Raw genomic sequence first — 11,770 nt, 5'->3', positions numbered from 1 at the left:
GTATAATCTTTATACAATAATATCAATAGTCAATGTTTTTTATCGAATTGTATAATTAAATAAAACATATCCAAGCATTTTAATTTTGTGAACTTTTATATCGGGTGTGCAGTTTGGGCGTACAAGGGTTGGTTGGGAGAACTTTATCCCCCAGGAACTCGCAATGCTGACTTCTTAAATCTTTACAGTCGCCGCTTTAGCACTGTAGAAGGAAATACTACTTTCTATGCCACACCTAACGCAGAAACCGTTACTCGTTGGGCGACAGAAACGCCACCAGGGTTTGAATTTTGCCTGAAATTACCGCAAAATATCACCCACCAAAAATTACTACAACCCCATATTCCCGAAGCCTTAGCTTTTTTGGAGAAAATGCGCCCTTTAGGTACTCATTTGGGTCCCCTATTTGCCCAACTCCCTCCCAGCTATTCTCCGGCTTTACTGGACGATTTGACGGCTTTTTTGACGGCTTGGCCGCGCACAGAGACACCCTTAGCATTGGAAGTTAGACATAGTGAGTGGTTTCAAGAACCTCATGCTAGTAATTTGACAGCATTACTAGAGGAATTAGGTGTGGGAAGAGTATTATTAGATTCACGTCCAATTTATACCGGAGATGATGACCCGCAATTATTATCAGAACGACGTAAACCCAAATTACCTGTGCAATTTAGTATAACTGCGCCTTTTGCTTTGATTCGTTTTATCTCTCACCCACGGTTATCAATGAATCAGATATTTATGGAGGAGTGGGTTAGACAAATTCAAAAATGGTTACAAGCAGGAATAAAAATTTATTTCTTTGTGCATTGTCCCATAGAAGATATGTCTCCTCATAATGCCCGCTATTTCCAACAGTTATTAGAAGAAAGTGGTGTAGTCGTTCCCCCTCTTCCTGAGAATAATTTACAACAATCTTCGCATCAACTCAGTCTGTGGTAATAATATAATACTTATCCCTCTAAGGAGATTTAAATGAATCGGCTGCTTTATGAAAGTTCTGTTGCATATAAAGGATATTTAATTATCCCTTTTGTTTTTGGCAAGGTTGATGATTATGAAATCTATTCATATAAGTTATTAGCGGAAGTTGGACATAAAAGCCGGTTTCATGGTTCAGAAAATCCAGCGGCAATGTATAGTAATACTGTTACCAATATTGTTGATATTGCTAAAGAACATATTGATCTAAATATGGACTTTGTGAGTCAAGGTAATTTTTTTCAATCACGCTATGTTTATCGTCATAATCTAATTATTGTTTATCAAAGAAATAGTAGATGTTATTATGACCATTATGCACCAGACTCATTAACTAATATTGCCGCCCCCAAATTATTTTCATCACCTTATGAATGTTTAAATTGGGTGCAACAAGGTTTAGATGGTAGAAAAAGAGCCTAAATTATTTAGGTTGGGTTGACGTAAGGAAACCCAACATTATTATAGCGTTTTTCGTTTGAGTGAAATACAAAAACCCCACCCCCAACCCCCTCCCCGCAAGCGAGGAGGGGGCTTTTTAATTCTTGTCTTATCTTATGGCAACCAGAAATTAGGTAAAATAGATTTACCCACATCTCGAACAACTTGATTGATATTTCTGGCAAATTGGATATGATTTTCGTCTGCTTCCACTGCTAAAATATTGGCTTTTTCCCCAGTTTCTAAATAGGAAATAGCTAAATTTGCAGCTTCTAAACCTGTGACATAAGCCTTTTCTTGTGACCATGAACCATGACGGTTAATAATCCAATCTCCACTCATAAACAGATTTTGTAAACTTGTCTTAGCTGGTAACAGATAACGATAACTACCAGGGGCAAAATGTGTCACTGCATTTGCTAAACGAATCACACTACTATCTATGACTTTCGCTTCTCTAAAACCGGGAATACATTTTGTTAAATAACCTTGAACTATTTGCACAATTTCCTCATCACTTAAATGCAGAAATTGATTAGCGTGATAAAAATCTGCTTCTATTACTGTTCCTGGTTCATTTTTAAATTCATCATGTAAAGCATTCAAATCAAAAAATGTCCATCCTGTAGAATCATCAAAACCAAAACAAGCATTAGAAGGACGGGGAATATCTATTTTTCTATCAAACCATAACCGAGTTGCTAAAACATCAACAGCCCCTAAATTATTTAAGTTTCTAAATTCTGGACGATTTTGTAAACTCGGACTACTGGAAACAATCTTTTTCATTCCTGTGACACCGACGGAAAAGATTACAGCGTCAGCATCAAAAATTTCATCATTGCAAACTACACCTTTAACGTGATTATTGCTATCTATAATTACATCTGTAACTTTATGTTTAGATAGAACTCTTGCACCTAATTTTTCTATTTGTTCTACCCAGGGACGGAAGATTTTTTCTCCCACAGTTCCACGACACCAAACCACATCAAAATCCGGTTGATGTGCCAGAATAAAATAATATAACATTCCCAATGTGGCCGCCGCCGAACATTGTTCACCCGGGGCAAATAAACCCACTAATAACATTGGTTCAAAAGCTTCTTTATAGAGTCGGGCAGAAACACCAAAAGTTTTGAATAATTCACGGGCTGTCAGATAATCGTAACGTTTCCAAGCCTGATCTGAATTATCAAAATCAATCAAACTATAAAGTAAGGGTAAGGCACTCAAACGGTCAATTAATGGTAATCTTTGAAATTGAGGATATATAAAAGTTCCTAAAGGTGTGGGAAGTCTGGGTAAATCTTGAAAAATCGGAGATTCTACTTCCAAACCTGCGGGAGAATATTGTGCGGAACGAGTCCAAGTTGTAAACGGACTAATTCCCAATTCATTAATCAGAGAAAAAATATTTCTGTAAGGATACCAAAAGCCATGAATACCGGCTTCTACGGATTTACCTGCGGCTGTTTGCCAACCTGCTACTAACCCACCAGGATATTGTCCAGCTTCTAGTAATGTGACATCATAACCTTGTTTGGCTAAATGGTAAGTAGCCCCTAAACCAGCCCAACCAGCACCAACAACGATGACTTTTTTCTGTTGTGATTCTTTTGACATTTTCCCTGATCATAATTGCACTCATTTAATAATGTATCTGATATTCAAGAATGCTGGAGTAATTAGACAGAGTGCAGGGGACAGGGTGAAGAGAAGTCATTTTGATCACTTAAAAGATAGACGTTAATCCGTAATTGAGTGCGCTAACGCAATGACATTGTGTAATTAATTCTGTCTCACTACTTAATTGCACACAGTAGAGTGTTTTTCATAACCACTTCCCCGCAAGGGGATGAAAACTGTTATCTGTATTTTTCAGAAGCTTTGTAGAGAAATTCCAGAGAACATCTCTACAATCTTTTTCATTTTAAGCAATACTAGAAATACCGAAATCGGGAGGAATATCTTGCAGTCTTCCCGGACCAATAGCTTGTAATCCTTCTTTGAGAATAATATCACCCGTATACAAAGCTTTCCCAACTATCACACCTGTCACACCTTGGGGTTCTAAAGCTAATAAACTTAACAAATCCGTCACAGAACTTACTCCACCGGAAGCAATTACAGGTATGGAAGTTACCGCTGCAAGTTCTCGTAATGCGTCTAAATTGGGTCCTTCTAGTGTGCCGTCACAGTTGATATCGGTGTAAATTATGGCTGCTGCACCTAATTCTTGCATTTGTACTGCTAGTTGGGTGGCTAATACTTCTGATGTTTCTAACCAACCGCGAGTTGCAACTAAGCCGTTACGGGCATCTATGCCAATAATAATTTGTTGGGGAAATTCTTGACAAAGTTCTTGGACTAATTGAGGTTGTTCGACGGCGACAGTGCCGAGAATTGCCCAATTTACACCCAGGTTGAATAATTGTACGACACTGGTGCGATCGCGCAATCCTCCCCCAACTTCAATGGGTATGTCAAGATTATTTCTAATGGCTTCTATGGCGGCTAAGTTGATAATTTTCCCAGCTTTTGCCCCGTCTAAGTCAACTAAATGCAGTCTTGTCGCGCCTTGGTCTGCCCACATTTTCGCTACTTCAACGGGGTTTTCGCTGAATACTTGCGATCGCTCGTAGTCTCCTTTGTATAGTCGCACACAGCGACCTTCTAGTAAATCAATTGCGGGGATTACTTCCATTTATTTTTTTCCTGATAAACAATAGTTTTTTCTCACGCAGAGGCGCAGAGAAGAAAGACGGAGTTTAATTTTTGCTTTTTAATTCCTGTACTGCTTGGCGAAAACCTAAGACTAGTAAGATGTTAGCAAGGGTTAAAAAGATTTCTGCACCACCATGTAACCAGTCTACATTGGCTAGTTGTTCTCCGTACTGCACTTTGGCGTAAATGGCGGCGGGGATGGTGATGGCGACAAATACCAATGTGCCGTAAAATCCATATAGGGCTAAACGTGGCATTTGTGGACTGCGGCTAATAAACCACAAGAAACCCAAATAGGGAAACAGAGAGAGGGCAAAGAGGGTTTCTTTTGATATCATTGTTCTGATTTGATAGATTGTGTCTCAGTGGGCTTTGCAGACTTGGTTGAACGCCAAATTACATAAGCTGCCGCCCAAAGGGTAAAGTTACCAACTAATGTCATGGTAGCTTGTAGGTTGACTAACCATTCTAATGATTCAGAATTGTCGAAATAATGCCAAGTACAAGCACACATTGCGCTAATTAAAGCTGGTAACATGGCAAAGGACAATCCCCACCAACTACGATTTTCTGTAAGTTCACCATATATCCAAATTAGCCAAATTGCGGCTATCCACTCAATGACGCTAGAAATATGAATTATCCAGGTGGGGATTGAAAGTACGTGCATAATTGTTTGTCAGTTGTCAGTTGTCAGTTGTCAGTGGTAGATAACTAGGTTAAAAAAAATTGGTAGTCCAAAATCTAAAATCTAAAATCTAAAATCTAAAATTCAAAATGGGGAAAATGCGGGTTTTATTGTCTGGGTATTATGGTAAGGGTAATGGTGGTGATGAAGCTTTGTTAGCCACACTTCTGCAAATGCTACCACCTGATGTTACTCCTGTGGTGCTTTCTGGAAATCCTGAAGAAACTCATCGGCATTATGGTGTGGAATGTTACAACCGGATGGCGGTTTTACAGGTTATCAAGGCTTTGCGTTCTTGTGATGCTTTTGTTTGGGGTGGAGGAAGTTTAATTCAAGATGCTACCAGCAGCATTAGTCCTTTGTATTATGGCGGATTGATGGCTTTAGCTCAAGTTATGGGTTTGAAGACTGTGGCTTGGGGACAGGGTATAGGTCCTTTGTTGCATTTCCAAACTCGTTGGTTAGCAAAGGGGAATTTTACAGGTTGTACTCAAGTGAGTGTGCGCGATCGCTCCAGTTCTCGGTTATTATCAGATTGGAGTATACCCCATATCCTCGCCCCTGACCCAGTTTGGGCATTGGAATCGAAGCCAGTCCCGGAATTAGTAGATTTACCAAAACCCAGAATTGCTGTTACTTTAAGAAATCATCCTCAATTGACAGAAAATAGGTTAGCAAATTTAACTCAAGCTTTAGTTAATTTGCAAAAAGAAACCCAAGCTTTTATTTTATTATTACCATTTCAAAAAAGCGAAGATCTAGGAATTGCGGAAAAAATTCACACTCAATTACCAGATGTGAGTAGAGTTCTTTGTTCCGAAGATCCACAAATTTTAAAAGGTGTATTTCGCGGTGTGGAAATGTCCATAGGAATGCGCCTCCATAGTTTAATTATGGCAGCTAGTGAAGGTTCTCGTTGTTTTGCATTAAGTTATGATCCCAAGGTCAACCGATTAATGGAAGATTTAGAAATACCTGGTTGGGATTTAAAGGATTTACCAGATGATGTAGATTTAATCAGTAAAATTTGGATTGATTATTATAATAATGGTGTGGCTTTGTCACCTCATAAAATTCAATCCTTAGTAAATGAGGCTTTTTTACATCGGGATTTATTAAAGAAAGTGTTACCATAAAAAGCGATTTATACTATCATGTGAAACCTGTTCATCCTTAAATCCTGATAGCGTTCACGTAGTGTGCCGAACGCATCAGGCATAGCGTGGCGTAAGTAGGTGAACACAATAAAACCAAACTGTGTAAAGAAACGTAAAATCGCCCAAACCCTCTTGCCTCTTGCCTCTTGCCTCTTGCCATAACGACAATTTTCAACGCCAACCTACTTACTTATGTCAATAAACCTAATAGTTCCCCATTCCCCAACAGCAGAATATTTCTGTAACACCAACCTAAATATCTATGATTCCCCTAAATGTATCCGTTTAGCTACCCAAGCCGCCACCGGACGACATTTACAAATAACATCAAATAATCCAGATACAGCAGTTGCAGTATGTTTATGTGAAGATGACTATCCAGGATGGTTATCACTTCAAGATTTGCAATTTCTTCAACCAACAGAAACAATATATCAACCTCAATTCATCTCAACCACAGAAATTCAACAGCACATACCCACAGTTATCGCTTTTACCCAAGCAGCAAAAGCAGAAGATAATTATTACCTTTGGGGTGGCACAGTTGCACCTAATTATGATTGTTCGGGTTTAATGCAAGCAGCATTTAAATCTGTGGGTGTGTGGCTACCGAGAGACGCTTATCAACAAGAAGCTTTTACCCAAGCAATTGATATTACTGAATTACAACCAGGGGATTTAATCTTTTTTGGAACTCCTGAAAAAGCCACTCATGTAGGATTATATTTGGGTAATAATTGCTATATTCACAGTTCAGGAAAAGAACAAGGACGCAACGGTATTGGTATTGACCAACTTTCGGAACAGGGAAACAAAGTTAGTCAGGCTTATTATCAACAGTTACGCGGCGCTGGGAGAGTTGTGAAAAGTTATGAATGAACCACATTTTTGTCTCTAATTAAATCAAGACTGTTTCAATATCCTTATGACCAATTACCAATCACCAAGTTTAGATGTATCCGTAGTTGTCCCAATTAAAGATGAGGTCGAAAGTTTACCTTTATTACTAGAAGCCATTTCTACGACTCTCACCACTAGTAAGTTGAATTATGAGATTATTTGTGTAGATGATGGTTCTAGTGATGGTACAGCGGAATTTCTCAAGGAACAAGCGCAAATTCGCACTGATTTAAAAGCGGTGATTTTGCGACGTAATTATGGACAAACTGCGGCTATGTCTGCGGGTTTTAATTATGCTACAGCTAAAGTAATTGTGACTTTAGACGCTGATTTGCAAAATGACCCCGCTGATATTCCGATGTTATTAGCCAAGCTAGATGAGGGTTATGATTTAGTTAGTGGTTGGCGGCAAAATCGCCAAGATGGGGCGGTCAATCGGTTGCTTCCTTCTAAAATTGCCAATTGGTTAATCCGTGGGGCTACAAGCGTCTATATTCATGATTATGGTTGTTCTCTGAAAGCCTATCGGTCTGAATTGGTGGCAGATATGAATCTTTATGGAGAACTACACCGCTTTTTACCTGCTTTGGCATATATCGAAGGGGCAAGAATTACAGAAGTACCTGTGCGTCATCATGCGCGGCGGTTTGGACAAAGTAAGTATGGGATATCACGGACTTTCCGGGTATTGATGGATTTATTAACTATTCTATTTATGAAGAAGTTTCTCACCCGTCCCATGCACGTTTTTGGCTTGTTGGGATTGATTTCCATGATTGCTGGTGGGGGAATAGGTATATATTTAACTTTCGTTAAATTGGCTTTTCATGTAGATATTGGTAGCCGTCCTTTATTGATTTTGGCGGTGTTGTTGTTAGTAACAGGAGTCCAGTTATTTTGCTTCGGTCTTTTGGCAGAATTACTGATGCGAACTTATCATGAATCTCAAGGACGACCAATCTATCGGGTGCGAGAAGTTGTGGCAAAAAATGTTAAGTAACGTAACAATAGAGAAATAATACTTTTTACATTATTGCATCTGCCGTGAAAGCCTTTGATACTTTTGACGCTAATCTGCGAAAAAACCTGATCATGTTATTTGCAGCGGGTCTGTTTTTCTGGTCAGGTTTGGCTTCATTATTGCCTACCCTACCCTTATATATTGAACATATTGGTGCAAGCAAACAGGAAATTGGCATTGTTATGGGTAGCTTTGCCATTGGGATGTTGCTATGTCGCCCGTCAATGGGTGCTTTAGCAGATATTCGGGGTCGTAAAATAGTATTATTGATTGGAATGTCCGCAGCGGCGATCGCTCCTTTGGGATATTTATGTGTAAAATCAATTATTCCCCTCATGGTAATTCGTGCCTTTCATGGCATTAGTATCGCCGCTTTTGCCACAGCTTACATTGCCCTAGTCAGCGATTTAGCACCAGAACACCGTCGCGGTGAAGTCGTTGGTTACATGAGTTTGGTGAATCCTTTAGGTGTGGGAATAGGTCCGGCTATAGGTGGGTTTTTACAAGCAAGTGCTGGTTATACCCCATTATTTCTCTCATCTGCGGCTTTATGTTCCTTGGGTTTATTATGTATCATCCCCATTATTAATCCACCAATTGCCACCAAACCAACTAACAGTAAAAATGATAACTTTTGGCAAATATTAACTAGTCATCGGGTGCGGATTCCCGCTATCGTCTTACTCCTGAGTGGTTTGACTTTAGGTAGTTTGCATACTTTCATCTCCCTATTTATCAAATCAACCGGAGTTGATTTAAATCCAGGTTTATTTTTTACTGCGGCGGCTGTCTCCAGTTTTAGTTGTAGATTATTTACTGGTAAAGCTTCTGATAGATATGGAAGGGGTTTATTTGTCACCATGAGTTTGATAGCTTATACATTCTCTGTCATCTGCGTTTGGCAAGCAAATAACTCTTTCATGTTCTTATTGGGAGCATTCATGGAAGGTGCTGCTTCTGGTACACTCATTCCCATGATTTCTGTATTGATGACAGATAGGGCTTTACCCCACGAACGCGGGAGAATATTTGGCGCTTCCTTAATGGGATTTGATATCGGTTTAGCGATCGCAGGGCCAATTTTTGGTACATTTGCCGAAACACTTGGTTATCGAAATATGTTTGGTTTGACTACAGGTTTAACAGTCATTGCCATGATCATCTTCCTCACCCAGTCTAGCCGCAATATTCCTCAATCTCTGCGTTTTGCCCTTGGTCGCACAGAAGATATCTACGCCGTCAAATAACCGTAGGGGCGCAGGGCCTGCGCCCTTCCATATCCTGCACTGATAATTATCAAAAATGCACAAACTCCAAAAAAGGAACTTGTGCATTTAAAATCAAATAATGGGCGAGGAGGGATTCGAACCCCCGACACCGTGGTTCGTAGCCACGTGCTCTAGTCCACTGAGCTACACACCCTTGACTCATGACTTTTATAATAGCACATACTTTCCCAATGACGCAAGCTAATTTTCCAAATTCTTTTCCACTAACCCATTTGGATGCCCAGGGACAAGCCCAAATGGTTGATGTATCCGGCAAAGTCGCCACTGTTCGCCAAGCTGTAGCCACTGGTAAGGTGCGAATGTTACCTGAGACATTCGCCGCTATTCAAGCCGGAAACACTCCCAAAGGGGACGTTTTAGCAACTGCTAGGTTAGCGGGAATCATGGCTGCTAAACAAACAGCGAATTTAATTCCTCTCTGTCACCCCTTACCGTTGCAAAAAATTACCGTTGAGATTATCCCCGATGCCCAACTACCTGGTTATCAAATTGATGCCACTGTCAAAACCAAAGCAGAAACAGGTGTGGAAATGGAAGCTTTAACAGCGGTATCTATTGCCGCTTTAACTTTATATGATATGGCTAAAGCGTTAGAAAAGTCTATTCAAATTGAGGCGATTCATTTAGTCAGTAAGACAGGTGGCAAGTCTGGAGACTGGGGATAGGCGTAGATTGGGTTAAGCGACAGCGCAACCCAACGCAATTATTAATAATGTTGGGTTTCCTACCGTCAACCCAACCTACGTATGATGATTATAAATCTACTCAAAAACTACAGTTCTATTGCCATAGACTAAAACGCGATTTTGTAAATGCAATCTTACCGCTCTTGCTAACACAATTCTCTCTAAATCTTTCCCTTTTCTAATTAAATCATTTACCTCATCTCGATGACTTACCCGCACCACATCCTGTTCAATAATTGGTCCTGCATCTAAGTCAGCAGTGGCATAATGGGCTGTTGCTCCAATAATTTTCACACCTCTTTCAAAGGCGCGATGATATGGATTAGCCCCAATAAATGCAGGTAAAAATGAATGATGAATATTAATAATTTGCGGGAATTTCTCAATGAAATCTGCACTAACTATTTGCATATATTTTGCCAAGACAACTAAATCAATTTTGTATTCATGCAGTAATTCTAGTTGTTTAGCTTCCTGTTCTTGTTTATTTTCTTTAGTAATTGGTAAGTAATGGTAATCAATACCGAATTGTTCAACTATCGGTTGTAAGTCAGGGTGATTACTCATAATTAAAGGAATCTCTGCATGAAATTCTTTAGCACGATGTCTCCAAATTAAATCAAATAAACAATGATCTTGACGACTTACCCAAATAGCAATGCGGGGAAGAGTATCAGAAAAGTGTAATTCCCATTTTGCATTTAAAGGTTGAGCGATCGCATTAAAAGCAGGAGTAATTACATCTTTGGGTAAATTAAACCCTTTTAATTGCCACTCTATGCGAGTTAGAAATAGTCCAGCTTCAAAATCTGTATGTTGATCTGCATGAGTAATATTGCCACCATTAGCATAGATAAAATTGGCAAATTTTGCCACCAATCCCCGTTGATCTGGACAAGAAATTAATAAAGTTGCTGTTTGTTTTGTCATTGGAGTTTTTAAAGGTTAGATGTTAGGTAAATTTTCTCGTTTCTCGTTTTCTCGTTCCCATTCTCGTTTCTCGTTCCCATACTCTGTATGGGAATGAATTCTAGAAGGCTCTGCCTTCAATAAGTAATTGAACAAAAATATTTACAGTCATTGCGAGCGAAGGGAAGCAATCACAATCCTTGGAATTGCTTCATTTCACTTCGTTCCCTGTAGCTAACGCCACGCTACGCTAACGCAATGACATTGTGTAATTAATTCTGTCTCACTACTTAACAGTAGAGGCAGAGCCTCTGTAGTGACATTCCCAGCCAGAGACTGGGAACGAGATAATTTTTGTAGAGACGTTACATAGAACGTCTCTACATTATTTATTTGGAGGAGTTGGGGAAGGAAGACTAGGTAATGGCTGTACATCAGTCTTTTCCTCTGGTTGTTTCCATTCAGATATATCTCGATTAACTGCATTCACAAAATCCTTAGAAACTAACAATAAATTCATACTTTTGTTACCATCAGCTTGAGCATATAAAAATTGATTATTAAAATCACCTTTACCTAAAATTAATTGATGACTTTGTTGATTTTTTAGTTTAACATCAATAGTAGCTACAGGTTTATCCAGACCAAACTCTGATAATTCAGCACTTGAAACTGACACTATTCTCTCACATTTCCCCTCAACCAACAAATCCATTAAATAAGCAACAATTGCATCATTGGCTGGTGCTGATATGGGAGATTTGATTTCCCATTGGGGTTTTTCAGATGTAGTTCTTTTTTCTAATTGTAATGTTATCTCCTTGACTTTAATTGTTAAATATTGAACATCATCAGCATTAAAAGCAAAAATTCTCTGTTTTTGGGTTTTTATTTCTGTTTGCTGATTTTTACCTTTGATTTCATGGAAGTAGACAAAACTACCTAATCCCAAGGCTAAAAGCTGTCTCTTA

The 11,770-nt window shown here is 39.2% G+C and carries 13 protein-coding genes and 1 tRNA gene; 7 read left to right on the top strand and 7 right to left on the bottom strand.

The window, feature by feature from the left end; genetic code table 11:
* Positions 1-87: 87 nt before the first annotated feature.
* Together IQ228_RS11260 and IQ228_RS11255 are read left to right on the top strand one after the other, a co-directional pair.
* The gene (locus IQ228_RS11260) at positions 88-942 is read left to right on the top strand and encodes a DUF72 domain-containing protein (RefSeq protein WP_193962880.1); all 855 of its coding nucleotides are present in this window, start codon (positions 88-90) and stop codon (positions 940-942) included.
* Positions 943-975: 33 nt separating this feature from the next.
* Positions 976-1,404 (top strand): hypothetical protein, encoded by a 429-nt coding sequence (locus tag IQ228_RS11255; RefSeq protein ID WP_193962879.1) that lies wholly within the window; start codon positions 976-978, stop codon positions 1,402-1,404.
* A gap of 132 nt (positions 1,405-1,536) precedes the next feature.
* On the opposite strand, the gene IQ228_RS11250 is transcribed toward IQ228_RS11255, so the two are convergent.
* The 4 genes from IQ228_RS11250 to IQ228_RS11235 all read right to left on the bottom strand — a co-directional run bounded on the left by IQ228_RS11250 (position 1,537) and on the right by IQ228_RS11235 (position 4,819).
* Positions 1,537-3,048 (bottom strand): FAD-dependent oxidoreductase, encoded by a 1,512-nt coding sequence (locus IQ228_RS11250; RefSeq protein WP_193962878.1) that lies wholly within the window; start codon positions 3,046-3,048, stop codon positions 1,537-1,539.
* Between the two features lie 307 nt (positions 3,049-3,355).
* Complete coding sequence (gene hisA, locus IQ228_RS11245) at positions 3,356-4,129, bottom strand: 1-(5-phosphoribosyl)-5-[(5-phosphoribosylamino)methylideneamino]imidazole-4-carboxamide isomerase (protein WP_193962877.1); 774 nt, start codon at positions 4,127-4,129, stop codon at positions 3,356-3,358.
* A 64-nt stretch (positions 4,130-4,193) separates the two neighbouring features.
* Complete coding sequence (locus IQ228_RS11240) at positions 4,194-4,487, bottom strand: DUF3593 domain-containing protein (protein ID WP_027403770.1); 294 nt, start codon at positions 4,485-4,487, stop codon at positions 4,194-4,196.
* A complete protein-coding gene (locus IQ228_RS11235; RefSeq protein ID WP_027403771.1) occupies positions 4,484-4,819 on the bottom strand; it encodes a DUF2499 domain-containing protein in 336 nt (111 codons plus the stop codon). Before IQ228_RS11235 ends, IQ228_RS11240 begins: the two co-directional genes overlap by 4 nt.
* 107 nt (positions 4,820-4,926) lie before the next feature.
* Between IQ228_RS11235 and csaB the strand changes: the two genes are divergently transcribed.
* The 4 genes from csaB to IQ228_RS11215 all read left to right on the top strand — a co-directional run bounded on the left by csaB (position 4,927) and on the right by IQ228_RS11215 (position 9,162).
* Complete coding sequence (gene csaB / locus IQ228_RS11230; protein ID WP_027403772.1) at positions 4,927-5,973, top strand: polysaccharide pyruvyl transferase CsaB; 1,047 nt, start codon at positions 4,927-4,929, stop codon at positions 5,971-5,973.
* Positions 5,974-6,186: 213 nt separating this feature from the next.
* Positions 6,187-6,873: a C40 family peptidase gene (locus IQ228_RS11225; RefSeq protein WP_193962876.1), complete on the top strand. Its 687-nt coding sequence runs from the start codon at positions 6,187-6,189 to the stop codon at positions 6,871-6,873.
* 46 nt (positions 6,874-6,919) lie between these two features.
* Positions 6,920-7,894, top strand: coding sequence for a glycosyltransferase family 2 protein (locus tag IQ228_RS11220; protein ID WP_027403774.1), 975 nt, complete (start codon positions 6,920-6,922; stop codon positions 7,892-7,894).
* Between the two features lie 44 nt (positions 7,895-7,938).
* Positions 7,939-9,162 (top strand): MFS transporter, encoded by a 1,224-nt coding sequence (locus IQ228_RS11215; protein ID WP_027403775.1) that lies wholly within the window; start codon positions 7,939-7,941, stop codon positions 9,160-9,162.
* A 101-nt stretch (positions 9,163-9,263) separates the two neighbouring features.
* Here IQ228_RS11215 and IQ228_RS11210 read toward each other — a convergent pair.
* Positions 9,264-9,337, bottom strand: a tRNA-Arg gene (locus IQ228_RS11210).
* Positions 9,338-9,374: 37 nt separating this feature from the next.
* On the opposite strand from IQ228_RS11210, the gene moaC reads away from it, so the two are divergent.
* Positions 9,375-9,869 (top strand): cyclic pyranopterin monophosphate synthase MoaC, encoded by a 495-nt coding sequence (moaC, locus tag IQ228_RS11205; RefSeq protein ID WP_027403776.1) that lies wholly within the window; start codon positions 9,375-9,377, stop codon positions 9,867-9,869.
* A gap of 96 nt (positions 9,870-9,965) precedes the next feature.
* On the opposite strand, the gene purU is transcribed toward moaC, so the two are convergent.
* On the bottom strand, positions 9,966-10,820 hold the full coding sequence (purU, locus tag IQ228_RS11200; protein ID WP_027403777.1) for a formyltetrahydrofolate deformylase: 855 nt from the start codon (positions 10,818-10,820) through the stop codon (positions 9,966-9,968).
* 364 nt (positions 10,821-11,184) lie between these two features.
* Positions 11,185-11,751 (bottom strand): DUF4340 domain-containing protein, encoded by a 567-nt coding sequence (locus IQ228_RS11195; RefSeq protein ID WP_228043813.1) that lies wholly within the window; start codon positions 11,749-11,751, stop codon positions 11,185-11,187.
* Positions 11,752-11,770: the final 19 nt, after the last annotated feature.

This window comes from Dolichospermum sp. LEGE 00246 (assembly GCF_015207865.1).
Classification (GTDB): domain Bacteria; phylum Cyanobacteriota; class Cyanobacteriia; order Cyanobacteriales; family Nostocaceae; genus Dolichospermum; species Dolichospermum heterosporum.
Note: the sequence above shows the minus strand (reverse complement) of the source record. Positions and strands in the feature narration are given on the sequence as shown.